General features: G+C 63.3%; 23 protein-coding genes. 13 read left to right on the top strand and 10 right to left on the bottom strand.

Annotation, left to right across the window (positions count from 1 at the left end; all coding sequences use genetic code 11):
- Positions 1–184 precede the first annotated feature (184 nt).
- Together C4J86_RS03315 and C4J86_RS03310 are read left to right on the top strand one after the other, a co-directional pair.
- Complete coding sequence (locus tag C4J86_RS03315) at positions 185–1,933, top strand: collagen-like triple helix repeat-containing protein (protein WP_124369465.1); 1,749 nt, start codon at positions 185–187, stop codon at positions 1,931–1,933.
- 187 nt (positions 1,934–2,120) lie between these two features.
- Positions 2,121–3,803, top strand: a complete 1,683-nt coding sequence (locus tag C4J86_RS03310; RefSeq protein ID WP_124369464.1) for a ShlB/FhaC/HecB family hemolysin secretion/activation protein — start codon at positions 2,121–2,123, stop codon at positions 3,801–3,803.
- Positions 3,804–3,909: 106 nt separating this feature from the next.
- Here C4J86_RS03310 and C4J86_RS03305 read toward each other — a convergent pair whose 3' ends face one another.
- Positions 3,910–4,314 (bottom strand): response regulator, encoded by a 405-nt coding sequence (locus C4J86_RS03305; protein WP_124369463.1) that lies wholly within the window; start codon positions 4,312–4,314, stop codon positions 3,910–3,912.
- Between the two features lie 31 nt (positions 4,315–4,345).
- Positions 4,346–4,537: a Flp family type IVb pilin gene (locus tag C4J86_RS03300; RefSeq protein ID WP_124361123.1), complete on the bottom strand. Its 192-nt coding sequence runs from the start codon at positions 4,535–4,537 to the stop codon at positions 4,346–4,348.
- A gap of 325 nt (positions 4,538–4,862) precedes the next feature.
- Between C4J86_RS03300 and cpaB the strand changes: the two genes are divergently transcribed.
- The 8 genes from cpaB to C4J86_RS03260 are packed head-to-tail and all read left to right on the top strand — an operon-like array spanning position 4,863 to position 12,272.
- A complete protein-coding gene (cpaB, locus tag C4J86_RS03295) occupies positions 4,863–5,783 on the top strand; it encodes a Flp pilus assembly protein CpaB (protein ID WP_124369462.1) in 921 nt (306 codons plus the stop codon).
- 15 nt (positions 5,784–5,798) lie between these two features.
- On the top strand, positions 5,799–7,019 hold the full coding sequence (locus C4J86_RS03290) for a type II and III secretion system protein family protein (RefSeq protein WP_124369461.1): 1,221 nt from the start codon (positions 5,799–5,801) through the stop codon (positions 7,017–7,019).
- On the top strand, positions 7,016–8,212 hold the full coding sequence (locus tag C4J86_RS03285) for a pilus assembly protein (protein WP_124369460.1): 1,197 nt from the start codon (positions 7,016–7,018) through the stop codon (positions 8,210–8,212). Before C4J86_RS03290 ends, C4J86_RS03285 begins: the two co-directional genes overlap by 4 nt.
- Positions 8,209–9,471 (top strand): CpaF family protein, encoded by a 1,263-nt coding sequence (locus C4J86_RS03280; protein ID WP_124369459.1) that lies wholly within the window; start codon positions 8,209–8,211, stop codon positions 9,469–9,471. The genes C4J86_RS03285 and C4J86_RS03280 overlap by 4 nt, the downstream gene beginning before the upstream one ends.
- A gap of 19 nt (positions 9,472–9,490) precedes the next feature.
- Positions 9,491–10,372 carry a type II secretion system F family protein gene (locus C4J86_RS03275; RefSeq protein ID WP_124369458.1) on the top strand — a complete coding sequence of 294 codons (882 nt, stop codon included), beginning with the start codon at positions 9,491–9,493 and terminating at the stop codon, positions 10,370–10,372.
- Position 10,373: 1 nt separating this feature from the next.
- Positions 10,374–11,267, top strand: coding sequence for a type II secretion system F family protein (locus tag C4J86_RS03270; protein WP_124369457.1), 894 nt, complete (start codon positions 10,374–10,376; stop codon positions 11,265–11,267).
- Positions 11,268–11,277: 10 nt separating this feature from the next.
- Entirely contained in the window at positions 11,278–12,000 is a 723-nt protein-coding gene (locus C4J86_RS03265) for a tetratricopeptide repeat protein (protein WP_124369456.1), read from the top strand.
- 2 nt (positions 12,001–12,002) lie between these two features.
- The gene (locus C4J86_RS03260; protein WP_124369455.1) at positions 12,003–12,272 is read left to right on the top strand and encodes a DUF3613 domain-containing protein; all 270 of its coding nucleotides are present in this window, start codon (positions 12,003–12,005) and stop codon (positions 12,270–12,272) included.
- A 159-nt stretch (positions 12,273–12,431) separates the two neighbouring features.
- On the opposite strand, the gene C4J86_RS03255 is transcribed toward C4J86_RS03260, so the two are convergent.
- Complete coding sequence (locus tag C4J86_RS03255; RefSeq protein ID WP_124369454.1) at positions 12,432–13,205, bottom strand: response regulator transcription factor; 774 nt, start codon at positions 13,203–13,205, stop codon at positions 12,432–12,434.
- Between the two features lie 125 nt (positions 13,206–13,330).
- Complete coding sequence (locus C4J86_RS03250) at positions 13,331–13,804, bottom strand: prepilin peptidase (protein ID WP_124369453.1); 474 nt, start codon at positions 13,802–13,804, stop codon at positions 13,331–13,333.
- A 72-nt stretch (positions 13,805–13,876) separates the two neighbouring features.
- On the opposite strand from C4J86_RS03250, the gene C4J86_RS03245 reads away from it, so the two are divergent.
- A complete protein-coding gene (locus C4J86_RS03245) occupies positions 13,877–14,317 on the top strand; it encodes a TadE/TadG family type IV pilus assembly protein (protein WP_124369452.1) in 441 nt (146 codons plus the stop codon).
- Positions 14,314–17,046: a PAS domain-containing sensor histidine kinase gene (locus C4J86_RS03240; protein WP_124369451.1), complete on the top strand. Its 2,733-nt coding sequence runs from the start codon at positions 14,314–14,316 to the stop codon at positions 17,044–17,046. Before C4J86_RS03245 ends, C4J86_RS03240 begins: the two co-directional genes overlap by 4 nt.
- On the opposite strand, the gene C4J86_RS03235 is transcribed toward C4J86_RS03240, so the two are convergent.
- The 6 genes from C4J86_RS03235 to pbpC form a co-directional block, all read right to left on the bottom strand.
- Positions 17,043–19,025, bottom strand: a complete 1,983-nt coding sequence (locus tag C4J86_RS03235) for a pilus assembly protein TadG-related protein (protein ID WP_124369450.1) — start codon at positions 19,023–19,025, stop codon at positions 17,043–17,045. The genes C4J86_RS03240 and C4J86_RS03235 overlap by 4 nt on opposite strands.
- 98 nt (positions 19,026–19,123) lie before the next feature.
- Positions 19,124–19,681: a DUF4136 domain-containing protein gene (locus tag C4J86_RS03230; protein WP_124369449.1), complete on the bottom strand. Its 558-nt coding sequence runs from the start codon at positions 19,679–19,681 to the stop codon at positions 19,124–19,126.
- A 45-nt stretch (positions 19,682–19,726) separates the two neighbouring features.
- Positions 19,727–20,329 (bottom strand): DUF4136 domain-containing protein, encoded by a 603-nt coding sequence (locus C4J86_RS03225; RefSeq protein ID WP_124369448.1) that lies wholly within the window; start codon positions 20,327–20,329, stop codon positions 19,727–19,729.
- 24 nt (positions 20,330–20,353) lie between these two features.
- Positions 20,354–21,103 (bottom strand): methyltransferase, encoded by a 750-nt coding sequence (locus C4J86_RS03220; RefSeq protein WP_124361107.1) that lies wholly within the window; start codon positions 21,101–21,103, stop codon positions 20,354–20,356.
- Entirely contained in the window at positions 21,096–21,404 is a 309-nt protein-coding gene (locus tag C4J86_RS03215) for a MazG-like family protein (protein ID WP_124369447.1), read from the bottom strand. The genes C4J86_RS03220 and C4J86_RS03215 overlap by 8 nt, the downstream gene beginning before the upstream one ends.
- 157 nt (positions 21,405–21,561) lie before the next feature.
- Positions 21,562–23,892 carry a peptidoglycan glycosyltransferase PbpC gene (gene pbpC, locus C4J86_RS03210; protein ID WP_124369446.1) on the bottom strand — a complete coding sequence of 777 codons (2,331 nt, stop codon included), beginning with the start codon at positions 23,890–23,892 and terminating at the stop codon, positions 21,562–21,564.
- Between the two features lie 90 nt (positions 23,893–23,982).
- On the opposite strand from pbpC, the gene C4J86_RS03205 reads away from it, so the two are divergent.
- Positions 23,983–24,276: a hypothetical protein gene (locus tag C4J86_RS03205; RefSeq protein WP_124365693.1), complete on the top strand. Its 294-nt coding sequence runs from the start codon at positions 23,983–23,985 to the stop codon at positions 24,274–24,276.
- Positions 24,277–24,347 lie beyond the last annotated feature (71 nt).

The following is a 24,347-nucleotide window of genomic DNA, read 5'->3' as shown; positions in this document are numbered from 1 at the left end:
ATAACGTTCGTATTAGTGCTTAAGACGACCAAGACCTAATGTATATAAATCGTTAATACCAAGTTGAGATTGCGAGAAAACCGGCCCGGGTCTGTGATAACCACACGGACAAACGTATCGCTAGCCAAAGAAATAGCGAACGTTTGAAACAACCAAGGTTGTACCAGGTGCAAGGAACTCAATCATGAAAACTCAAGTAGTGTTTTGGAAAGCAAGTACCGCGCTGGCGTTGATTCTGGCCATGAGCCTCGGCGGCTGCAGCAGCGGTGGTGGCGGGCATAAATCCAACGTGGCAGCGTCTTCGCCGGATGCTGGTGCAGGTGCTGGTGGCGGTACGGGTGGTGGCGCTGGCGGCGGCGACGGCACTGGCGGTGGAACCGGTGGCGGTACTGGCGGTGGTACTGGCGGTGGTACTGGTGACGGTACTGGCGGTGGCACTGGCGGCGGTACTGGCGGCGGTACTGGCGATGGCACCGGTGGCGGTACTGGCGGTGGCACTGGCGGCGGTACCGGTGGAGGTACTGGCGGGGGCACTGGTGGCGGAACCGGCGGGGGCACTGGTGGCGGCACTGGTGGCGGAACCGGCGGCGGTACCGGAGGTGGCACTGGCGGCGGCACCGGTTCGACAACCACCCCACTCGTCACTGGCCAGATCGCCGGCACCCTCGGCACCACCGTGGGCAATGTAGGCGCAGCGGTCGGTGACCTCGGTTCGACCTTGAACGGTGTTCCCATCGTCGGCACAACCGCTGGCGGCCTGGTCACTTCGGCCGGCACCGCCGTGACCAGCATCGGCACTGGCGTGACGGCGGGCCTGGGCTCCCTGGGCACCAGCAGCAACTCCCTGGGCATCACGGTCGCGGGCGTCGGCAATGGCGTCGCCGACCTGGGCGGCGGCCTGTCGACCACCGGCCAATCGCTGTCGACTACGCTCGGCGGGGTTCCCGTCGTCGGCGGCTTGACCGGCGGCGTGGGCGGTGCAGTCGGTGGCGTAGTGGATAAAGTGGGCACCACGGTGACCATGCTCGGCGATACCCTCAGCACGGCCAGCACCACCGGCCCATTGGGTTCCCTGACCGGCACCCTGGGCGGCAAAGTGCTGGTGCCGGTGGTGTCGCTGGTGGAAAACACCACCGGCAACCTCGGCAACGCAACCGGCCTGGGTGCGCCCGTCAGCGGCCTGGTGGATAAATTGGGCGCCACCGTCACCGGCCTTGGCACTCAAGTCGCCAGCACCGGCGGCGCAGGCAACCCTGTGACCACGATTGTCGGCAGCGTGCTGACAGGCGTAGGCGGCACACTCGACAAGTCCGGCGGCTATGTCGCGCCAACCGGCGGCGCCGCAGCACCCGGCATACCGGAACTGGTCGGCGGCCTGGTGAACAACGTCGGGACCGGCCTGAACGTCGGCAACACCAACGGCACGGTCAGTGCAGCCGGTGTGACCGGCGGCGCATTAGGCAACACCGTTGCCTCCGTGGGTACCGTGCTCGGTGGCACGGGTGTCGCCAACACGGCCGCCACTGCACCGGTCGCAACGGTTGCAGCCAACGTAGGCGCTGCGCTGAACCCAGTAACATCGGGCGTCACCGCACTGACGCAAAACATCGGCACCACCACCGGCGTCGGCACTCCAGTCAACGGCTTGGTGACCCAAGTCGGCGGCGCCGTCAGCAGCCTGGGCACTAACCTGAGCACCGCCAACGCCAACCCGGTCACCACGACCCTGGGCACCACGGTAACCGCCGTCGGCAATACTGTCAGCTCGGTCGGTGGGCTGGTCACAGGCGGCACCGGCGGTACCAGCGGTGGCCTGCTCGGCGGTCTGAATATTGGCGCCACAGCCCCCGCCACAGGCACCGCACCCACCACTGGCGGCACGGCAACAACGGGAGGTCTGGGCGGCTTGCTGAACGGCCTGAGCGGCAAATAGAAATGCACCTGGCCGATTAGACGGCCTCCCCTACAGCGCCTACGCTTGGTTGAGACGAGAGACCCTGACTAAGTCTCTCGTCTTTTTTAGGGGCCGCTGCTGGATGTAGACACTCAGCGCCCTCCCGAATCGCGTCCCAGAGCGCGGCGGGCCCGAAACGCTGCTGCAATTGACCATGGAGTGTCCTATGCGCGTGTTGACCCCGTTGTTATTGCTTACCCTCAGCACTTATGCCCAGGCCGAGGCCCTTCCCAGCTTCCTCAACAGCAACGACACCATCCGCACCCTGCCGGTGCCCAACCTGCCCGCCGATGCCTATCGACCGGCCACGCCGCAAACCCAGGTGCCAGAAACGCCACCCACTGCGGGCCAGCCGTTGTTGATGGACACCAAGGTCACCATTCGCAAGCTGCAGATCGAAGGCGGCACGGTCTACCCGCTCACCGAGACGGCCCAGGTCTATGCGCCGTTGATTGGCCATGAGACCAACCTCGCGCAACTGATCGAGGCCACCCGTGGCATCACCCGTCGCTACCAGCAGGACGGCTACCTGTTGTCCTACGCGTTCCTGCCGCAGCAGACCTTCGAAAACGGCTTGGTCCGCGTGGTGCTGGTAGAAGGCTACATCAAGGATTATCAACAAACCGGCGACATCGGTTCGGTGTCGGCCTACGTCGACAAACTCGCGCAAAAACTCCTGGCCGAACGCCCACTCACGCGCGAGACCTTCGAACGCTACACCACGCTGATGAGCCGCATCCCCGGCCTCACCGTACAGGCACAAGTGCCGCCGCCGGGCACCACCGATGGCGCCACGCACATGCAGATCCAGGCCAGCCGCAAACCCTTCACCACCAGCATGAACCTGGTGCAGAAAAGCCGCGGCGGCACCCAGGCCTTGCTCAGCGCAACCAGTAATGCTCAAACCTCAATGGGCGAACAGCTCAGCCTCAGCGGGTTGTTTCCGCCCGGCGAGGACAAAGAGCACTACTACCGCATGGACTACAACCAGTTCATCAATACCGAGGGCACCCAACTGGCCCTGGCCGCCGAGCGTTATCGCGCCGACCCCAGCAGCAGCGTGCAATTGGACGGCGGCTTCGAACTCAAGCCACACCAGTCGATCGATCGCTACTCCATCGGCCTGAGCCACCCCTTCATTGCCTCACCCACCGAGTCGCTCACCCTGGGCACGCGCCTGTATGCCGTAGACCAGACCACCCGCTATAAACTGGTGGGCTACCCGCTGCGCTTCGATATCGAATCCAACCTGCGCGCCCTGGCCTTCGAGGGTGACTGGCGCAAGGCCGACGCCAGGCAGTTACGCATTCTCAGCGGCGGCTTGTATCAAGGTATCGACGGTCTGGGCGCCAAGGCCCGCAGCGACCTGGACGTAGCAAAGCCCGATCTGGATTTCTTCCGCCTGCGCCTGTCCGGCGTGCAAAGCGACAAGTTCTTCGACAACTGGCAAGGCGTGCTCTCGAGTGCGCTCTACTGGAGCAACAACACCCTGCCCGACAGCGAGCGGGCCACGTTTGGCGGGCAGAACTTCGGCCGTGGCTACCCCGATGACCAAGGCTCGGGCGACAAGGGCTGGGGCGTGGCGTATGAGGTCAACTACAGCTTCAACCGGGCCGGCGATTGGGTGAAGGTGCTGCAACCTTACGTAGCGCTCGACCGCGCCAAGGCCTGGTTCAACGACCTGCCGGTCAAGGCCAGCGACATGTCCTCGGCAGCGGTGGGTCTGCGCTTTGGCGATAACAAGTACTACAACATCGCCCTGGAAGCGGCCAAGCCGATGTCGGACATCGCCCTGGACAGCTTCAACCGGCGGCCGCGGTATACGTTGAGTTTCAGTTATCAGCTGTAAACGCCCATCTCTGCAGGAGCGAGCTTGCTCGCGAAGAACGCCAAGGCGACACGGGGAACCAGGAGGCCCACGTCATCGTTAACGTTCTTCGCGAGCAAGCTCGCTCCTACAACTGGCGAATTGTTTTGGGGAACAGACTGTTCAACGTATCGAGCAGCCGCGCGAGGTAGATGGGCTTGCGAAACAGGTCCAGCACCTGCAGGCGCAGCATGTCGCTGACGTCATCCATTTCCGCATGCCCCGACATGACGATCACGGGCAGGTGCGAGCGGGAGGTGTGTTCGCGCAGACGCTTGATCAAGGAGATACCGCTTTCCTCAGGCATGCGCAGGTCGGTGATGACCAGGGCAATATCGGGATGCAGGGTGAGTTCCTGCAGCGCGAACATCACGGAGGTGGCGGTAAAGCAAACGAAGCCCTCGTTCTCCAGCGACTCCGCCAGTTCAACGAGGGCACCTTCTTCGTCGTCCACCAACAGGATTTGTTGGCGGGGAGAGACAGCAGCATTCATGAGCACGACCTGATCAATCAACAACGGCAACTCATGGGGAAATGGCAGTACCGATCCTGGTAAAGAAGGCCGTGATCTGAGGCCCCAGCGTCGTTCCGGCGGCGAGTACCACCAGCGCCACAATCGCCACCAGTATGAGGTACTCGATGGCTGTCGCGCCGTCTTTACGGTGAAATAACAATTGCAGTTGAACGTGAAGCTTCATCAGCAGAGCAAGGACCATAACACTTCTCCTCAGGCGACCAAGCGCCGTATCCCGATACCGCACAGTGATTGCGATGTGCCATCCAAAGCATTGACAACAAAGCCCAGCCTCACAACTGTAAGAACTGATTAGTCCTAAAGTAGTAGTTGCTCTTCTGACGCCGTAAATGTGTGTTTTAAAAGGGCACGTCCAGCTCCCTGAAGAAAACTTTCTGTCAGTAATGGCATTTTGTCCTAGCTCAACTACCGTCAAGTAGCGAAATAGTTAGTCACCGTTCGGCCGGGTTGCGAAAGTAGCCTGTTGGACAGACAGGCGGTGGTGCAACGGGAAAAGGGGAGCCGTCATGAACACGCGTCTAAGCATGGTACTGGCCGCTGTGTTGTTGGTCGGTGCGTTGTTTGCCGGTTACTGGGGGTTGGTCCTCAGCCGTGAGCCTGCTCCGGCGCCGCCACAGGCTGCTCCCGTCGAAAAAGCCGTCGCTGTGGTGGAAGACCAGACCCGTCAATCGGTGGTCGTGCTGGCCCACGATGTGCCGCCCTTCGTAGCCCTGACTGCCGCTGACCTGAGCCTCGAAAAACTGCGCACGGCCCCGGCCGGCAGCATGAGCCATATCGACCAGGCGGTTGGCCGTACCCCGTGGCGGGCGCTCGGCGCGGGCACCTGGCTCAACGAGGAAAGCTTCACCCCTGGCGGGCCGCTGGCACGGATGATCCGCGCCGATGAACGCGCCCTGGCCGTCGCCGTCGATGAAGTGATTGGCGCGGCCGGCCAGTTGAGCCCTGGCGACTATGTGGACGTACTGCTGTACCTGCGCCAGGACGCGGCCAACCTTGAACAATCGGCCCAAGTGGTCGTCCCCGCCATGCGCCTGCTCAGCGTCGGCGATCAGATGGGCCTGACCAACGACGGCAATCCCGCCTCCCCTCCCGCGCTCACCGCCGAAGAGAAAGCCCAACGCCATGCGCCCTCGCGCACGGTGGTGCTGGCCGTGCCCGAGCAGTTGCTGAGCAGGCTGATGCTCGCCACCCAGGCCGGCACCTTGCGCCTGGCCGTGCGCAGTGCCGACGAACGCCTGCTGAGCCGCTACTGGGCCGGCGCAGACGATGCGCCGGGCGATCTGCAGAACGCCAACCGCGACCTCTATCAGTTCACCCAACTGGCCTTCGCCCAGGCCCCCAGGAAAGTGGCCCAGAGCAGCGCCCCGCGCCGTGCTGGCGTCGAGGTGATACGCGGCAATCAAGCAACTCAACAAACCCCCGACTGAACAAGGATGCTGTGCATGAACCGACGTTTCATACCGGTGTTCACGCTGAGAATTACCTGTGCGTTGCTGCTGTCGCACCTGTCCATCGGGCTGGCCATGGCCGCTGCAAGCAATTGCGCCACCCTGGCTCAACTGCCCGCCGCGTTGTCGGTAGGCGAAGGCCTGCAACAGGAACTGCAATCGCCGGTGGCCATAACACGCCTGGCCATTGGCGATCCGAAAATCGCTGACGTTCATCTCAATGGCGACCGGGGTTTCCTGCTGACCGGCGTCGGCTCCGGCACCACCAGCCTGATGGTGTGGACCGCCTGCTCGACCACCCCGCGCCAGAGCATGGTGTTCGTCAAGGGCAAGGCCAATACCGCCTTGACCAGTCTTTCGCTGTCGCCCGCCGATGATCCTTTGCTGCCCAGCCAGGTACAGACCGATATCCGCTTCGTCGAAGTCAGCCGCACCAAACTCAAGGAGGCCAGCACCAAGATCCTGGGCATCGGCAACAACTTCTTCCTCGGCAGCCCCAACTTGCTGTCCCCCACGCCCGGCACGTTCAAGCTGCCGGTGAGCGCCGACAACTTCAACATCGGTTTTGGCGGCGGCCGCGTCTCGGCGATGATCAACGCCCTGGAAAGCAGCGGCTTTGCCTACACCCTCGCGCGGCCGAGCCTGGTGGCCATGAGCGGGCAAAGCGCGACGTTCCTCGCTGGCGGTGAAATACCGGTGCCGGTGCCGAGCAGCGGCAGCGATACCATCTCGATCGAATACAAGGAGTTCGGTATTCGCCTGACCCTCACCCCGACCGTGATCGACCGCAACCGCATTTCCCTCAAGGTGGCGCCGGAGGTCAGTGAGCTGGATTACACCAACGCCGTGGTCATCGAAAATATCCGCGTGCCGGCCCTGACCATTCGCCGCACCGATACCAGCGTGTCCCTGGCCGATGGCGAAAGCTTCGTGATCAGCGGCCTGATCAGCAGCAACACCACCACCAGCATCGCCAAGTTCCCAGGCCTGGGCGACATCCCGATCCTCGGGGCGTTCTTTCGCGATTCCTCGGTTCAGCGCGAGGACAAAGAGTTGCTGATGATCGTCACGCCGCACCTGGTGCAACCGCTGGCGGCCAATGCCCAATTGCCGTCGTTGCCCGGTGAGAAAATGCGCAACTACGACCCGAACTGGTATCGCCTGTTCTTCCTCGAAAACGGTAATTTCGACCGTCTGAACGGGTTGTCCCAATGAGCGACAATCTGAGCCAGACCTTCCTGGCAATCACCCGCAATACCACCGACCTGGAATGGCTGCAGGGCGCGCTGGCGCCCCTTGGCCAAGTGGTCGGTGCCGGCAGCGGCACCCTGGATGAATTGCTGGCCCTGGTCGATGTGACCTTCGCCAACCTGGTGTTCATCGGCCTCGACCGCGAGCATCTGGTGGCCCAGAGCGCGCTGATCGAAGGCGCGCTGGAAGCCAAGCCGATGCTGGCCATCGTCGCCCTCGGCGACGGCATGGACAACCAGTTGGTGCTCAACGCGATGCGCGCCGGGGCGCGGGACTTCGTCGCCTACGGCTCGCGCTCCAGCGAAGTCGCCGGGCTGGTACGCCGCCTGAGCAAGCGCCTGCCCGCGGTCACCACCCACACGCAGCTGGGAGGCCTTTCGGTGCTGTACGGCACCCAGGGCACTTCCGACGGTGCGCTGCTCACCAGCCACTTGGCGCTGGTGGTGCAAAAAAGCGGCCAGCAGACGCTGTTGCTCGACCTCGGCCTGCCACGCGGTGACAGCCTGGCGCTGCTGGGCCTGGAAAGCTCGTTCAATTTCGGCGATGCCCTGCGCCATTTGAGGCGGCTGGACGCAACCCTGATCAACAGCGCCTTTACCTCAGCCGAAGACGGCCTGCGCATTCTCGCCTACGCGCCCCACGATGAGCTGCTGGAACACACCAGCGCCGCCGAGCTGTACATGTTGCTCAGCGCCCTGCGCCAACATTTCCAGCACATCGTGGTGAACCTGGTCGGCCAGCCGGACAGCGAAGCCTTGCGCACCTTCGTCAGCCATTGCGACAAGCTGCTGTGGTGCACCGACCAGAACGTGCTGGACTGCCGACGCAACCTGGCCGTACTGAGCCATTGGCGCGAAAAAGGCATGAAGCTCGAACACGCCACGCTCTTGATCGATGGCTACCTCAAAGGCTGCGCGCCTGACGCCGAAGCGCTGAGCAAAAGCTTCGGCCTGGAAGTGATTGCGGTGTTGCCACTGAGCCCGGAGGTGCGGCTGAACGCCAAGAACCAGGGGCAAACCCTGTTTGCGCTGGCGCCGCGCGAAGCCCTGACGCAGGTACTGAAAACCCTGGGCGAGCGCTTGGCAAAACGTTCGCAAGACCCCACCCAAAAACCCCACAGCCGCTGGCTGGAGCGCTTGCTCGGAGCCGATAAATGACCACTGAAAAACTCTTCGGCGCACCCGCGCGCGGCGTGGCTGGCAACACCGATCACGACGGCCTGAAGCTGGTGCTGCATCGCTACATCATCGATGCCATCGAAGAGTCGGGGCTGAACCTGCTGGAAGGCTCGCGCCAGTCGCTGGCGCAATTTGTCATCGACAAAGTGGCCGAGTACATCAATCGCATGCACCTGGCGATCTCGCGCTATGAGATGGAGCGCCTGGCCGAAGAAATCGTCGACGAACTGACCGGCTTCGGCCCGCTGGAAGTGCTGCTGCGCGATCCGTCCGTCACCGAAATCCTGGTCAATGGCCCGCACCGGGTGTTTATCGAACGTGACGGTCTGCTGCATCAAAGCGATTTGCGCTTTATCGACGCCCACCATGTGGAGCGCGTCATGCAGCGCATCCTCGCGCCGCTGGGACGGCGCCTGGATGAGTCGTCGCCGATGGTCGATGCGCGCTTGCCCGATGGCAGCCGGGTCAATGCGATCATCCCGCCGATTGCCTTGGACGGGCCGTGCCTGTCGATCCGAAAGTTTCGCAAGGACATGCTCAAAAGCAGCGACCTGGTGGCCATGCAGACCATCGACCAGAACATCTTCGACTTCTTCCAGGAAGCAGTAGCCAAGCGTTGCAATATCCTCATCAGCGGCGGGACCGGCACCGGTAAAACCACACTGCTGAATATTCTCAGCCAGTTGATCAACCCCCATGAACGCCTGGTCACCATCGAAGACGTGGCCGAATTGCAATTGGGCCATCCCCATGTGGTGCGCCTGGAAACCCGCCCGCCGAATGCCGAGGGGCATGGCGAGGTCAAGGCCAGCGACCTGATCCGCAACGCCTTGCGGATGCGCCCCGACCGCATCATTCTCGGCGAGATTCGCGGGGTGGAAGTGCTTGATGTACTGACCGCCATGAACACCGGCCATGACGGCTCCATGAGTACCGTGCACGCCAACAATGCCGCCGATGCCCTATTGCGCCTGGAAACCCTGGTGGGCCTGACCGGCCGCATGATCGCAGAAAAGACCCTGCGGCAAATGATCTGCGCGGCGCTGGATGTGGTGGTCCAACTGACCCGCCTGCCGGACGGACGTCGTTGCGTCAGCGAAGTGGTCGAGGTGGTGGGCATCCGCGAAGACGTGTACGTGACCAACACCCTGTTTCGCCATGACCGGCGCACCGGTTTCGGCTTCGTGCGTGAAGCGCTCCACCCGGCCGGCGACAAACTGCGCCGCGAACCGGTATAGCCTTGAGGGGGAACCAAGCATGACCGGGGCCATCCTGCTACTCATCTGCCTGATCCTGATCGGCCTGTCGATCCGCTCGTTCCAGCATGGCTTGCGCCGTGCCCAGACCGAACGCGTGCTGGGCCGCCTCGCCGAAGGCCAGCCACAGCTCGCCGAAGAAAACGACTCGTGGAATCGCGTGGAACGCATGTTCCTGCGCGCAGGCCTGGGCAAACCCAGCGACAGCCTGGGGCTGTGGCTGACCCTGTGGGGCCTGGGCGCGGTACTCGGGTTGATCGTCGCCAGTTGGGTCGGCCTGCTGGTGATGCTGGTGCTGCCGCCCGTGCTGCTGCGTCTGTACATCGCCTGGCGTTATCAACGCCGCATCACGCGCATGATCGAACAGCTGCCGCAATTGCTCGACCACACCGTGCGCAGCCTAAAGGCCGGGCGCACCCTGGCCGATGCGGTGCTGGGCGGCATCGACGTGGCCGAAGACCCGCTGAAAAACGCCATGGGCCGAATCCAGCGCAACGTGCAACTGGGAGTCAGCCTGCCGGAGTCCGCCCACGACTTCGCCGAATTCTATGAGCGCGACGAGTTGCGCTTGTTCGCCCTGGGCTTGAAGGTCAACCACCGCTATGGCGGCAATGCCAGCGAGCTGTTGGAAAACCTGATCAAGATGATCCGCGAGCGCGAGCAAGCCGCGCGCCAGTTACGCGCCCTGACCGGCGAAACCCGGGTGACCGCCTACGTGCTCACCGCGCTGCCCATTTCCATGGTGGGCTATTTCCTGGCGGTCAACCCAGCCTACCTGATGACCATGTGGAACGACGGCACCGGCCGCATGCTGTTATTCGTGGCCCTGGGTATGCAGGTGCTCGGCTGCTTCGCCCTGTGGCGCATGTTGCGGAGCGTATGAGATGGCTATTTCGCTGCTGATCAGCGCCGTGTTATTGCTGGCCGCCCTGGCGCTGGTCCTGGCCAACCTGGTCAAACATCGGCGTGGTCAGCGCCTGGTTGCCCAACGCCTGCAGGGCCAGTTGGGCCGCGAACACCGTCTCGGGGCGATGATGCGCCAGCTGGGCAACAGCCCGCTCGCGCAACGTTCGGTCAGCCTCGACAACGAAACCCAGACGCTGCTCAACCGCATCGGTTGGCGCACCGCCAGCCAGCGCTCAATGTTCGCCGCCTTCCAGATCGGCACGCCGGTGCTGCTGTTGGTCGTGGCCCTGATCGCTCAGCCGTTGCTGTTTCCTAAAAGTGGCTCGCCATGGCTGCTGCCCCTGATCGCGCTGGGCGTCGGCTACCTGTTGCCCAAGCGCATCCTGGCCAGCGTGGCCAAGGCGCGTCAGCTGCGGATCTCCCAGGAAGTCTCGACCTTCATTCCGTTACTGCGGATCCTGTTCGAATCGGGCATGGCGGTCGAACAGGCATTGCGCGTATTGAGCATCGAAGCGCAACACCTGCTGCCGACCCTGACCCATGAACTGCGGCTGGTTCTGCACCGGGTCGACTCCGGGCTGGAGCTCAGTGAGGAACTGGGCACGACCGCCAGGCTGCTGGCCGTGGATGAGTTCACCGACACCTGCATCATCCTCCAGCAACTGATCCAGCAGGGCGGCGGTGCGATGAAGTCATTGCTGGCGCTCAAACAATTGCTCGACGACCGACGCCTGACACGCATCCAAGAATTCGTGTCGAAGTTGTCGGCGAAGATGTCGGTGGTGATGATGGTGTTTTTGTTTCCCGCCTTGCTGATCGTGCTCGGGGGGCCGGCCTTCATCGGTATCACCCGGGCGTTGAGTAACCTATGAGGAGCGCCCGATGAGAGCTTTGATAGCCGGTTTGAGCCTGTTGCTGCTGGGGGGCTGTGCCACCAACGGCCAAACCCCATGGGGCGCCCTGACGGCCCCCGGTAGTTGCCCCAAGCCCGGCGCGGAACAGGAGCTGTCGTTGAGCCTGGCCGATGAAATGGCCAACGACGGCAAACTGCACGCCAGCCTGGCCAACCTGCAGAGTTTGCCGGCCAGTCTGCCCCAGGTTCGTCTGCGCCAGGCCAAGGCTTATCGTTTGCTCGGGCGCAGCGAGGCAGAGCCGCTGTACCGCAGCCTGCTCGGCACCTGCATGGCCGCCGAAGGCGAACACGGCCTGGGGCAACTGGCTTCGGCCAAAGGCGACAACGCCCAGGCCATGGCCCACTTGCAGCGCGCGGCGCGGCTGGCGCCCACCGACGAGAAAATCCGCAATGACCTGGGCGTGGTGTACCTCAACCAACTGCGCCTGGACGACGCGCGGTTTGAATTCATGACCGCCATGGAACTCAAGCAAAGCGACCCACTGGCAGCGATCAACCTGGTGACGCTGCTGATCTATCAAGACAACTGGAAGCAGGCCGCACAGGTGGTCAGCCAAATGGGCCTGGGGCCCGAACAAGTCACCGAAGCCCAGGCCCGCGCCGAAAAACTCAAGGCTTCAAGCGCGACCGCCGCCAAGGCCAAGGACCAGATCGCCAGAGTCAGCGACGCCAACAGCAACCCGAGGAATTGATGATGAAACTGCCTTATCTCGCAAGCCTGGCCGTGCTGGCCTTGCCGCTCGGTGTCATGGCCATCGAGCCCGGCCCCTCCTCGCCGCAGCAGGCCGCCACGGAGAACTGGCTGGCGTTGCAGGTCAGCGGGAAAGCCGCGTCGGCTACGCCACAATCAGCCTCCGCCACCGAACGCGACGTGGCCGCCCAGCGTTGGGTGGACAGCTTCAAGCATGAGATTCCGGAGTTTTTCGAGCAGAAGATCGGCGGGAAAACCCAAGGGGACAACTGAGTGGTCAGCGTGCCCACGCTCCCGCGTGGGATGATCGTTCCCACGCTCCGCGTGGGAATGTAGCCCGTGACGCTCTGCGTCAGCTGTGCGCATTACCGCGGTGGGCGCGACGCGGAGCGTCGCAGGAGGCATTCCCACGCAGAGCGTGGGCACGATCACTCAGTGAGCCGTCACCCGCTGGCGCAGCGTCGAATTACTCGGCGATAACGCCAGCGCCAACTGCGTACGGTTGTGCATATGGGTCAGCCGCAGCACTTGCGACACATACAGCTTGACGGTGTTCTCAGTGATGCCCAGCTCGCAGGCAATCTGATAGTTGGTCTGCCCTTTGCCAACCAGCTTGGCTACATCCAGCTGACGCGGTGACAGCTGGTTGAAGATCGCCGGAATTTCCACCGGCCCGATTTCTTCCGTCGTGGCCTCTTCACCCTTAGGGTTGCGGCGCACTTTATCGAGGTCCTGGTACAGGTCGTTGATCGACTCGGATAGAAATTGCAGCTTCTGGTTCAGGTTCCCCAGTTGCAGGTCGTTCTTGCGCTCTTGCAACGCGGCTAGCTGGCGCTGCAAACCTTCGAGCAACTCGTCCAGATTGATCGGCTTCTGATAGTAGTCCGCGATCCCGGCGCGCAGGGCCTTGATCACGTCCTGTTTGTCGGCGCGCCCGGTCAGCATGATCGCCTCGAAGACCCGCTGCCGGCCGGCCACTTTTTGCAGGGCCTGGACCAGTTCGATGCCATCCATCTCCGGCATATGCAGGTCACACAGCACCAGGCCGATCTCGGTGTCTTCGCTGAAACGTGTCAAGGCTTGCTGGCTGGACTCACACGGCACACAACGCAACCCGCTGCTTTCAAGAAATTCGCAAAGCTCTTCCACGATCAACGGCTGATCGTCGACCACAAGCACTTTTACCGCAGAATTAAGCTTGTCCACACGCTACTCCATGCCTGGCAGCCAAAAGATTGACCCATCCTTAACCACGAATATTCCTATACAACGCTTGATTAAACGTAGACGTACTTTCCAACTATGTACATAGCGTTAATCCCTTCCGACGCTCAATGGATCCAAAACCAGACAAGCGCAAATCCCACCAGCAAAAACGGCGCAAACGGCAGTTTTTTTGACGGTGCGGGCGCAAGGTGCCCCAGGCAAGCCGCAAGCCGTTGACTCATAAGCGGCCAGAGCCTTGGCGCCAGCAACAGCCACAGCACGCTCGCCACGGCTGCGCCGATAAACGCGCCCAACAAATACTCGGCATCCGACACCAGGGCCAAGGCCGCGAGCAGCTTCACATCCCCAGCGCCAAGTCGGCCCAAGGCGTACCCCGGCAAGGTCAACAGCAGCGCCAGAATAAACGCCCACAGACCTTGGCCGACGGAGGCACCGAGCCAGGTGCTGCCGGTCCAGAACAGGTAGATCCCCGCCAACACCGCAACGCCCAGTGTCAGGCGATTGGCGAGCAAGCGCTGCCGCGTGTCCTGCACCGCGCATAGCCCCAACCACAACAGCACCACCGCACCCTGGATCACCTAAAAAACATCCCTTTTCGCCGATTGATTCTATGCTGATATCAAGTAGTAGCCGTCAGGGTAGACGCGGTGATGAAAACTAGCCTCCCCAACAAACAGAAAGGCACGGCCGCGATTGAGTTCGTCGCGGTGTTCGTGATGTTCTTCGCCGTGTTCTACGGCATGGTCAGCTACAGCCTGCCGCTGTTGTTATTGCAGTCGTTCAACCAGGCCACCGCCGAGGCCGTGCGCCTGAGCGTGGGGCTGGACCCGGCGATGCCGGGCTACAGCGCTGCGGTACAAAGCACCGCCAAGAGCGCGATCAGCGAACGCCTGCGCTGGATCCCCAACACCTATAACTTCAACGCGGCGACGCAGGTCAGCACCACCTTCGTGGGTGGTCTGCTGAAGGTGCAGATCAACTACCCCTCGGCCAATCTGCAGGCGGTGATGCCGTTCATTGTGCTGCCCGGCATTGGCAGCGTGCCGCAGTTGCCGGTGACGCTGCAGGCCCAGTCGAGCCTGCAGTTTTGACCTCCGGGGACAAACTGTTCGGGCGCCTGCTCGGCCGGGGCAGCGCGCTGGCGATCGCGCCTGCGGCGGCGCCCTCGGCCGGTTTGCAGGTGCTGTTGGATGCTCAAGGTCGAGTGCTCGATATCAGCGGCACACTGCGCTCACACCTGGCGCCCTTTGCCGCAGGGACGCCGTTGCACGCCTTGCTGTGGGCCCATAGCGCTCTGGCGGTGGAGGGCGTTCCCGCTGACTGGCAGCGGCATAGCCTTGACCTGGATTTCCAGGGCAGCGCCGGGCAGGTGCTGCACACCCGTGGCACCCTTGAGCCTGACGACCAGGGCTGGCGCCTGCATGCGGTGGATATCGGCGATTTGCTTGACGGGCGGCAACTGGCCGAGCAGCGCGAACAGAATCAGCAGTTGGCCAGCCAGGTCAGCGAGCAACTGCGCGTGTGCAGCCTCAGCCGCCTGCCCGATGTGTTCAACGAACAACTGTGCAGTGTGGCGCAGCGCTGGAAGATCCCCTGTATCGCCCTGGCGCTGCTCGATCAAGAGGACCAGGGCTGGATGATCTACAGCCAATACGCCCAGCATGACGCGCCGCTGTTCTGGCACCCCGGCCAGCGCCTCGGGACCTGCCTGGACAGCCTAAACGGCACCACCCCATTGAGCCTGCAGGCACTTTACGGGCGCGGTGAACACCCACGCTTGCACAGCGTGTTTGGCAATGCCGATGGGTTCCTCGTGCCCTACCGCGATAGCCAGGGCGTCGCCGCGTGGTTGCTGTGCGGGGCCTACAGCGGTGAACCCGACACCCGCGAGCGTGACTGGCTGAACCTCGCCGCCGCCCTCGCCGCCCCGCTGCTCAGCCGCCTGCGCGAACACCGTCATCATCTGCAACTGGAGCGCCAGGAAGCCCTGCAGGGCTTGCTGGGCACCGGCTGGTGGGAGTTGCTGCCCGCCAGCGACGAGATACAGCTGGCGCCGCAATTGCTGCGCAACCTGGGCCCCGAAGACGGCCCGACCCGGCAAGCCCTGGGCACCTGGCTCAACCTCATCCACCCCGCTGATCGCGAGGAATTGCACAGCCGTCTGCGCGACCTGCAAGCCCTTGGCAAACCCTTGCTCGCCAGCGTACGCCTCAACCGTGGCGACAGCGACCAACCACCCACCTGGTACCGCGTGCAGGGCCAGGTGCTGGGCGCGGGTGAGCAGCGTCGCTGGATCGGCTTCATGCTCGACGTCAGCGACATCAAAAACCAGCAACTGCAAGCCGACGCCGCCCATGCCCGTTTGGATAACCTGATCGCCAGTTCGCCGGCGGTGATCTACGTACAGCGCTACGTGAACGGTGCCTTGCAGCCGGTGTTTTTCAGCGACAGCCTGCTGCCGCTGCTGGGCCGCACCCTCGCCGAATGCAGCCACGACAGCCTGGTGCAATGGGTCCACCCGCAAGACCGTGACCTGTATTTCCAGCGCACGCGCCAACTGTTGCGCGAAGGCAGCGTGCGCAGTCGCTATCGGGTCCAGGATAAACAGGGCGACTACCACTGGCTGCTCGACGAGGCCAAGTTGCTGCGCGACGACCTCGGCCTGCCGGTGGAGGCGGTCGGCCTGTGGCTGGACGTCACCGAAGCCACGTTGGCCGCGCAACAGGTCACGGCCAGCGAAGAGCGCTACCGCATCCTGGTGGAAGACTCCCCGGCGATGATCTGCCGCTACCGCCCGGACCTGACCCTCACCTTTGGCAACACGCCCCTGGCCAACTACCTGGAATGCCGGCCCGGGCAATTGCCGGGGCTGAACCTGGGGCACTGGCTGTCGGAAGAACAACGCGCAGCCTTTGTGCTGCGCATCCAGCAACTGACCCCGGAATTTCCCGTGAGCACGGCGGAAATCAGCCTGAAACTGCCGGGGCGCGAGCATGCCTGGTGGGTGTGGTCGGACCGTGGCGTGTTCGACGAGCATGGCCATCTGGTCGAAGTGCAGGCCGTGGGCCGCGACAACACCGAAGTGCGGCGCTCCCAGCAGCAACTGACGCAAAGCGCGAAAATGGCCACCCTCGGCGAAATGGCTACCGGCCTGGCCCATGAGATCAACCAGCCGCTGAACGTGATGCGCATGGCCGTCGTCAACGTGCTCAAGCGCCTGAGCAATGGTGACGTGCAGGTCGACTACCTGACGGAAAAACTCCAGCGCATTGACGCACAGGTGCAACGCGCGGCGCGGGTGGTGGACCATATGCGCGTGTTCGGCCGCCGCTCGGAAGTCGAGCAGCAGCCCTTCGACCCGGCGCACGCGGTGGAAGGTACGCTGTCGCTGCTCAGCGAAGGCCTGCGCGGCAAAGGCGTGGAGGTCAAACTGACCCAGGCGGATAGTTCGGTGCAGGTCACAGGTTACGCCGACCAGCTGGAGCAAGTGCTGATCAACCTGATGGTCAATGCCCGCGATGCGCTGTTGAGCCTGAAGCAAAAGCAACCGGACCTGCGCCCCTGGATCGCCGTGCACACCGAACACGACAGCCGCCACGTACGCATCTGGGTCGAAGATAACGGCGGTGGCATTGACCCGCGTTTGCTGGAACGCATCTTCGAGCCGTTCTTCACCACCAAGCCGATTGGCGTGGGCACCGGGCTGGGCTTGTCGGTGAGCTACGGCATCGTCGAAAACATGGGCGGACGCCTCAGCGTCAGCAACGGCGAGCACGGCGCGCGGTTTTGCGTGGAACTGCCCAGGGCCAGCGACGTTTAAATCACCAGGTAAGCTTCGCCGGCCTGGCCGCAGCTCAGGTTGGCGCCCACGGTCACGCTTGCCAGGCTGATGCTCAGGCTGTTCAACAGGTTGTTGAGGATAGGGTTGAGCAATGGGCTCAGGGCGTTATTCAACACGGGCGTCACGAGGGTGGAGACGCCGCTGAGCAGCGATACCGTGCTTGCGACCACGCTTCCCAAAGGGTTGCTCCCCACGGGTCGATAAGCCGTGATCCCGACGCCATTGAGCGCGGCGGAAAGGCCACTCACCAAATTTGCAGCCGGCACAGCCGATTGATAACTGGGCGCAAGCCCCATATCAGGCGGTGTGGCGAACGGCGTGGTGCTGGAAAACACCAGGTTCTGCTCACTGTTGCTCCCCGCCACAGTGCTTTGCACGTTGATCGCGATGCCGCCGCCAGCAAACGCCACACGCGGATCACAACTGCCGATTCCAAGGATCTTGTGGCAGGTCTTGATGCCGATATCGACCAGCGGCAGCGGCGCCACGCTCATCGGCTGGGTGGACGAAAATGCGTTGCTGATGTTGCCAACGTTCAAAGACACGATCGAGCTGATGGTGTGGGCGGTCAGGCTCTTGGTGCCCGCGCTGCCCGTCGGGCAGGTGTAGCCGGTGACATAAGTGCTGGCGCCGCCGGCATCCAGCACGATCTTGAGCGGCACGTTACCCGGCACCGCAATGATGTCCAGTTGTTGGCAACCGGCACCCAGCAGGCAAAACGCCGAGTTGATCGTGGTCACCAGGTTCAGGCTCAGCAGGCCGTTGAGCACCGGCGTCAGCGGCCCCACCAGGTCATTCACCGCCGTGGTCAAGCCGGCCACGCTGTTGAGCACCGGCAAACTCACCGTTACCTGCGTGCGCAGTTGCGCAGTGCGCACAAAAATCCTGTTCGGGCCCAAGGGGTTGGCCGCCGCGAGCATCGGATTGCCGATGGCCGACAGCTGCGGCGGCTCGATCACCTTGATTTGCGTGGTGACATTGGCCAGCCCTAACACATTGATGGGCAAGGTCGCCGCCGCCCCGCTCTGGCTGCCGGCCAACTGCACCACGCCCTGGACCAGTTGGAACACCTGCAGGTTGGCGTTCAGCGCAGCGGCGGTGGTGCCGGTCTGCAGTTGCAGGATTGTGCCGACGGTCAGCGGCACCGGGTTGGTCGCCGCGACCTTGATAACGCCCAGCGCGGTCACGGCATTCACCGTCAACGGGTTGTTACCCAGCACGCTGATGGCGGCTTGGAGCAACTGGGAGGCGGTCACCGTGGTGTTGAGCAACTGGGTGTAGTCACCGGCGGTCACGTGCAGGTCGAGGGCCAACTGGTCGAGGTAGCTGAGCATATTGATGTCGCTGTTAAGCAAGCCATTCCAGCCCAGCACCGACACATTGACCGCGCCGCCGAGCAACCCGCTGAACACCGCGTTCAACGAGCTGGCGCTGGCGGTATCGACGCTGGTCAGGGTGCTTTTGATGCTCAACTGGGCCATCGGTGGCGTAGGCTTCGCCGCCACGGCCTTCGCGGTCAATTGGGTATTGAGACTGACCGGGTTACCGGAAAACAACGACCACACGCCGCCGGCGACACTGGTGGTGACGGTTTTGCTGACCACTACTTCGATCGCCGCCGACACTGCGGGGTTGGCCGCGAACACGCGCTGGCCGGACGCGCCGGTGATCACGGCGCCACAACGGGTGACCAAGGTATTGCCGTTACCCACCACGAATTGATTACGGGCCACGCTTTGCGCCGCATACGCCGCTGCGCTCAGGCCGGCCGCGCAAGTGCCGTCGCGGCTGACAGCTTCCAGCGCTGCCGTGTCCGCTACCCCTTGCAGCCTGCGCTTTTCCAGGTAAAGCCGTCCGCTGTCGACCGCCAGCAACGTGAACGCCAACACCACTGCCAATACACCGACCGCCATCAAGCCGATGGCGCCGCGTTGCTTGCCATGAAGTCGGGGAGACATCGAGCACTCCTGTGCCGGCGAGTTGCCGTGCGCTTACTCTCCTTAGGGTATCGATGAGTGTAGACGCGCTGTCGGCGCAGCGCTTCTAAAGGGCAGGATCAGCGCGGCGGGTAGTTAGCGAGGATTTTGCTCACGGTGTTGCGAATGGCCGCGCTGCGGTCCTGGGGGTTCGGCGAGCTGGCCATGATTTGTTCGTCACTGCCACGCCACACCAGCTTGCCGTCCTTGCCGTCGAGCAGGTCAATCTGCAGGGTCGCCACCTTGTAAGTGATGTTGCGCGTTTCGTTGTACATCGGCGCGCCCCAATAGCCGTTCCATGGCCCGCCCCAGGCACCGCCGTAGTTGGTGGAGACCTGCTGCTGGCGGTCTTCGACGATAAGGTAGGCCTGCACATTCAGGTCAGCCTTGGTGCCGGGCGCTGCTGGGCGCAGACCGCGCTGGTCAAGCTGCTCGCCCACGGCCTGGCGGATACGTTGCTCGGTGAGGTCGCTCTTGATGCGTGGGTCATCCGGGCGGTATTGCAGCGCCGGCTCCTTCCAGGCCCAGTGACGGTAGGCGGCAAAGTCGCGGCTGGCGTCAAAATCGTGGTTGACCTGGTTGCTCTGGCAACCGCCCAGCAGCAGCACAACGGCAAGCGTAGCGATACGACGAAACATGATGGCTCTCCAACGTTCGGTCCAGGCTTTAAATCAGAATAGCGGTTAACGCGGAGGATACGCCGTCAGTGCCTTCTGCACCGCCTGGCGCAGCGCATCCGCACGCTCGCTGAGGCTGCCCTGGCTGCCCGTTTCCGCACTGGCGCTCCACACCGGCTGGCCGCTGCGGGCGTCGAACAGGTTAACCCGCACCACCACGACCTGCACTTCATAGGTACGCACCATCGGCACCGAGTTGTACATGCCGTAACCATTGCCATAGCGGTTGTAGCCGCCATAGCCGTAGCCATAGTCATCCTGGACTTGCCGCAGGCGTTTCTCCAGGCGCACATCGGCGCTGACCAACAGGTCGGGCGCGCGATTGTCGTGCAACGGGCGCAGGCCGCGCTGGTCCAGTGCGCCGCTGACCGCTTCGGCCACCTGGGCCGAATCCGCCCACGCGGTGCCGGCCGGCAACTGGCCGTTACGCCAGGCCCAATTGCGGTAGGCACCATAGTCGCGCACCGGCGCCGGGTAGGCACTGGCATCGAAGGTCGTGGCCGCTTGCGCCGGGGCCGGTGGCATCGGCGCCGAAGCGGCCACATAAGGGTTAGGGCTGGAACAGGCGCCTAAGCCGAGAGACAACAGAAGCAAACCGAGACGACGCATTTCGACCTCCGCAGACTGGGCCGCTTAAACCGGACGGCACACCCAGTGCAAATAACGCCCAAGTCCGGCAAAGCTTGGGTGACGACGATGAGCGAGCTCCATCTCCAGCAAATCCTGCAGATCGGCGCGCGCCTGGAATTCCACCGGCATATAGTCGTGGAACACGCGCACGCCACTTTGGCTTTCGACCTGCCAGAGCCCTTCGAGTTGCGCCGCCAATTCCCGCGGGTCCAGCGGCTGCTGCGGTGTGAGGCTCTGCTTTTCGCCGGCCATATCGTTCTTGCGCATCTTGCGAAAGTGGCCCTTGAGCAGGTTGCGGTAGATCAGCGCGTCGCGGTTGTAAAACGCCAGGGACAGCCAGCCGCCAGGCAATGTCAATTGGTGCAGCACCGGCAGGATCGCATGGGGTTCGGCCAGCCATTCCAGTACCGCGTGGCACAGCACCAGGTCGTAGGGCTCGGTGAGTTGGCCGAGCAGGTCTTGCCAGGGCGCATGGATGAACGTGGCGTTCTGCCCGGCGTCGGCGAAACGCTGGCGTGCGCCTTCGAGCATGGGCTCGGCGGGCTCGGCCAGGGTCACCTGATGGCCGCGTTCGGCCAACCACAGCGACATATGCCCCAACCCGGCGCCGATATCCAGTACGCGCAACGGGCGGTCCGGCAAGGCTTCGGTAAGATCGGCCTGCAGCACCGCCAGGCGAATCGCACCCTTGGCGCCGCCATAAATCTTCTCGGCAAAACGCGTGGCCAACTGGTCGAAATGCCGATCACTCATGGGCGAACCGCCGTTCGCTGTCGGCGAGTTTGGCGCGCACTACTTCGTTCATGTCCAGGCCCAGCTCACTGCACAGCAACAGCAGGTACAGCACGATGTCGCCGATTTCCTGGCCGGCGTGGGCCAGTTTATCGGCGGGCAATTGGCGCGACTGGTCTTCGCTCAGCCATTGGAAGATCTCCACCAGTTCGGCCATTTCCACACTGGCGGCCATGGCCAGGTTTTTCGGGCTGTGGAACTGCTTCCAATCGTTGGTATCGCGGATGCGGTGCAGGCGTTCGGTGAGGTGTTCGAGGTTCATTGGGGGCTCCTGAATGGGTATAGCTTCAGGGGGATGGAGATTGAAGGCAAGTGAATAGCGGTGGTGGGCTTGAGGACGCTATCGGGGGCAAGCCCCCTCCCACACTGGAATGTGTTCACAAATCAAATGTGGGAGGGGGCTTGCCCCCGATGAGGCCCTAATCAACAACACTGAACTCCAGCCTGGCGGTCTGCCCCGCCTCATCCAGAACACTGAGCTGATAACGCCCCAACCGCTCGAAGCTGGCATTGATACTGTCCTGATTGGCGCTATCCCCCAAAGGCGCCCCATTAAGAAACCACCACCGCCGCCCGCTCCCGCCCAGGGCGGAGATTTTCAGGCGTAGCGCCTGTTGACTGGCAGCGGGCAGACGCAGTTGATCGCCCTCGCGCACGCCCACAATGGACAACGGCGAAGCGGCGGCCAGGGCCGGCGGCGGGCAATCCGGGTCGGCTGCCGGGATGCGCGCTTCGCGGCGCTCCGCCCTGGGCAACCAAGGCTCCAGCGGCGCCGGCCACAGGGCGATATTGGTCGCTTCTGCGCCGGGGCAATGGGCATCCACGCGTAACCCCTTGGCGTTGACCCAAATACTTTCCATCAACCCCACGCTCAAGGGTTGGTCCAGCGCCTGCAGGGTCGGCGGCGTGGTGTTGTCCAGGGTCCAGGCAAAGCGCTGGCGACGGCAATTGGGATCGCTGCGACTCATCGGCTGGCCCAGCGGCCAACAGATGGCCGCCACGCCGACATTGGCCGGCACCGGCTTGACGGCTGCGCTGATGCCGCGCTGGCTGTCGCGGTTGGCCAGCACGTCATGCACCTGCAACATCAATGGCGCCGCCGACGCCAGGCCAAACTGCCCTGGCACAGGCGTGCCGTCTGGTCGACCGATCCAGACGCCGATCAGGTAACGCGGGCCGACACCAATCGCCCAGGCGTCGCGAAAGCCATAGCTGGTGCCGGTTTTCCAGGCCAGCGTCGGGCGTTGCACGAGTTCGGCACGTGGGTCGCGGTCGGGGCGCGCCTGGCCGCTGAGAATACGCCGCACGATCCAGGCCGCTCCCGGCGACAGTAACGGCCGCTCCCTCAACGCGTCATCCGGCTGCAAGCGCAGGGTTGCGCTCTTGCCGTCGCGGGCGAACGCACTGTAGCCGCTGACCAGGTCTTCCAGGCGGCTGCCCGCGCCGCCGAGGATCAACGCCAGGTTCGGTTCGGCCAATGCCGGCAACGCCAACGGCATGCCGCCGATGCGCATCTGCGCGGCAAAGCGTTTCGGCCCGTAGGCTTCCAGCAATTGCACCGCCGGCAGGTTCAGCGAGCTGGACAGCGCCGTACTTGCCGGCACCGCCCCGGTAAAGCCCATGGAGAAATTGCCCGGCCGGTAATCGCCGTAGCGTCGCGGCACGTCCTGCAGCAGGGATTCGGAATGAATCAAGCCATCGTCCAGAGCCATGCCATAGAGGAACGGCTTCAAGGTGGAGCCGGGCGAGCGCAGCGCGCTGATCATGTCCACATGCCCGTAGCGCTTGGCGTCATTGATATCCACCGAGCCGAGGTAGGCCCGCACGGCCATGGTCTCCTCCTCGACCACCAGGATCGCGGCGGAGGTGTGTTCCGGCAAACGCGCGCGCCAGCCCAGCAGCAGGTCTTCCAGACGGCGCTGCAACGTGGCATCCACCGTGGTGCGGATCAACGGCGGGCTGTCGGGACGGTTCAAGCGCCGCGCGAGCAACGGCGCCAGGCTCGGTTCCAGGCGCGGCGCGAGCAGCAGCGGTTCTTCCAGCGCCTCATCCACCGCCGATTGCGGCCATACCTGGAACTCGGCGAGCCGGCGCAGCACTTTATCGCGGGCCTGCTGGGCGCGCTGCGGGTGACGGTCCGGGCGCAAGCGGCTCGGTGCCTGGGGCAATACCGCGAGCAGGGCCGCTTCGGCGTGGGTCAATTGCGCCGGGGATTTACCCAGGTAAGCCCAGCTGGCCGCCGCCACGCCCTGCAACGTGCCGCCGAACGGCGCGCGGTTCAAGTACAGGTTGAGGATCTGCTCCTTGGACAGGTGCCACTCCAACTGCGCGGTACGCCACAGCTGACGCAACTTGCCGAGGAAGGTGCGCGAATGCGGATCGAGCAAACGCGCCACTTGCATCGATAACGTACTGCCGCCCGACACCACCCGTGCGCCGGTCAGGTTTTGCCACGTCGCCCGCGCCAATGCCAACGGATTTACCCCGGGGTGCCGATAGAACCACCGATCTTCGTAGGTCAGCAACGCGTCCAGGTAATACGCTGAGACTTCGCTGGTTTGCACTGGATAGCGCCACACGCCATTGGCATCGGCAAAGCGCCACAACGGCGTGCCATCCTCGGCCAACACCACCCGCGCCAGGTCGTCCTGGGGCAACGGCAACGGCCAGATACGGTCGGCCAGCCATAGCAGGGCAATCGCCAACAACAGGCTCACCAGTGTCCAGCGGGCAACAAAACGCAAATTCAAGCGGGCAAACCTCTATGCTTGTAGGGAACTCGCCTGTCGCTACAACGACCAAAGGCACAGTTACGCCCACCTTCTTATCAGGACACGCACATGCAGGTAGAAAGCTTTTTCGAGTGGTTGGGCCAGGCGCTCGGCTCCGTCATCCGCTTTATCGTCGACGGTCTGAGCGGCTTGTTCGGAGCCCTGACCCACGCCGGCGGCAACTTTATCGATGGCTTGTCACGCACCCTGGGCATGGACACCTCGATCATCAGCATCCTTACCCTGATCGTCGGCCTGTTGCTGCTGTACTCAGCCGTGCGGGCGTTCATGCGTGCGTCGATCATCATGGGGATTATCTGGTTGATCCTGGGGTTGTGGCTGCTCAGTTGGGTTGTGCACTAGATCCAAGAATGTCCCCAATCCCATGTGGGAGGGGGCTTGCTCCCGATAGCGGTGAATCAGTCAAAACATCA

Origin of the sequence: Pseudomonas sp. R2-7-07 (assembly GCF_003852355.1) — a bacterium.
In the GTDB taxonomy this organism is placed as follows: Bacteria; Pseudomonadota; Gammaproteobacteria; order Pseudomonadales; family Pseudomonadaceae; genus Aquipseudomonas.
This window is presented reverse-complemented; position numbering and strand designations above follow the sequence as displayed.

What these genes read in the sequence shown, in the direction of transcription:
- C4J86_RS03230 (WP_124369449.1), bottom strand. Translation starts at nt 19,681, where the DNA reads ATGTTTCGTCGTATCGCTACGCTTGCCGTTGTGCTGCTGCTGGGCGGT.
- C4J86_RS03265 (WP_124369456.1), top strand. Translation starts at nt 11,278, where the DNA reads ATGAGAGCTTTGATAGCCGGTTTGAGCCTGTTGCTGCTGGGGGGCTGT.
- C4J86_RS03215 (WP_124369447.1), bottom strand. Translation starts at nt 21,404, where the DNA reads ATGAACCTCGAACACCTCACCGAACGCCTGCACCGCATCCGCGATACC.
- C4J86_RS03285 (WP_124369460.1), top strand. Translation starts at nt 7,016, where the DNA reads ATGAGCGACAATCTGAGCCAGACCTTCCTGGCAATCACCCGCAATACC.
- C4J86_RS03310 (WP_124369464.1), top strand. Translation starts at nt 2,121, where the DNA reads ATGCGCGTGTTGACCCCGTTGTTATTGCTTACCCTCAGCACTTATGCC.
- C4J86_RS03280 (WP_124369459.1), top strand. Translation starts at nt 8,209, where the DNA reads ATGACCACTGAAAAACTCTTCGGCGCACCCGCGCGCGGCGTGGCTGGC.
- C4J86_RS03270 (WP_124369457.1), top strand. Translation starts at nt 10,374, where the DNA reads ATGGCTATTTCGCTGCTGATCAGCGCCGTGTTATTGCTGGCCGCCCTG.
- C4J86_RS03220 (WP_124361107.1), bottom strand. Translation starts at nt 21,103, where the DNA reads ATGAGTGATCGGCATTTCGACCAGTTGGCCACGCGTTTTGCCGAGAAG.
- C4J86_RS03315 (WP_124369465.1), top strand. Translation starts at nt 185, where the DNA reads ATGAAAACTCAAGTAGTGTTTTGGAAAGCAAGTACCGCGCTGGCGTTG.
- C4J86_RS03235 (WP_124369450.1), bottom strand. Translation starts at nt 19,025, where the DNA reads ATGTCTCCCCGACTTCATGGCAAGCAACGCGGCGCCATCGGCTTGATG.
- C4J86_RS03300 (WP_124361123.1), bottom strand. Translation starts at nt 4,537, where the DNA reads ATGGTCCTTGCTCTGCTGATGAAGCTTCACGTTCAACTGCAATTGTTA.
- C4J86_RS03290 (WP_124369461.1), top strand. Translation starts at nt 5,799, where the DNA reads ATGAACCGACGTTTCATACCGGTGTTCACGCTGAGAATTACCTGTGCG.
- C4J86_RS03305 (WP_124369463.1), bottom strand. Translation starts at nt 4,314, where the DNA reads ATGAATGCTGCTGTCTCTCCCCGCCAACAAATCCTGTTGGTGGACGAC.
- C4J86_RS03245 (WP_124369452.1), top strand. Translation starts at nt 13,877, where the DNA reads ATGAAAACTAGCCTCCCCAACAAACAGAAAGGCACGGCCGCGATTGAG.
- C4J86_RS03205 (WP_124365693.1), top strand. Translation starts at nt 23,983, where the DNA reads ATGCAGGTAGAAAGCTTTTTCGAGTGGTTGGGCCAGGCGCTCGGCTCC.
- C4J86_RS03260 (WP_124369455.1), top strand. Translation starts at nt 12,003, where the DNA reads ATGAAACTGCCTTATCTCGCAAGCCTGGCCGTGCTGGCCTTGCCGCTC.
- C4J86_RS03225 (WP_124369448.1), bottom strand. Translation starts at nt 20,329, where the DNA reads ATGCGTCGTCTCGGTTTGCTTCTGTTGTCTCTCGGCTTAGGCGCCTGT.
- cpaB (WP_124369462.1), top strand. Translation starts at nt 4,863, where the DNA reads ATGAACACGCGTCTAAGCATGGTACTGGCCGCTGTGTTGTTGGTCGGT.
- C4J86_RS03275 (WP_124369458.1), top strand. Translation starts at nt 9,491, where the DNA reads ATGACCGGGGCCATCCTGCTACTCATCTGCCTGATCCTGATCGGCCTG.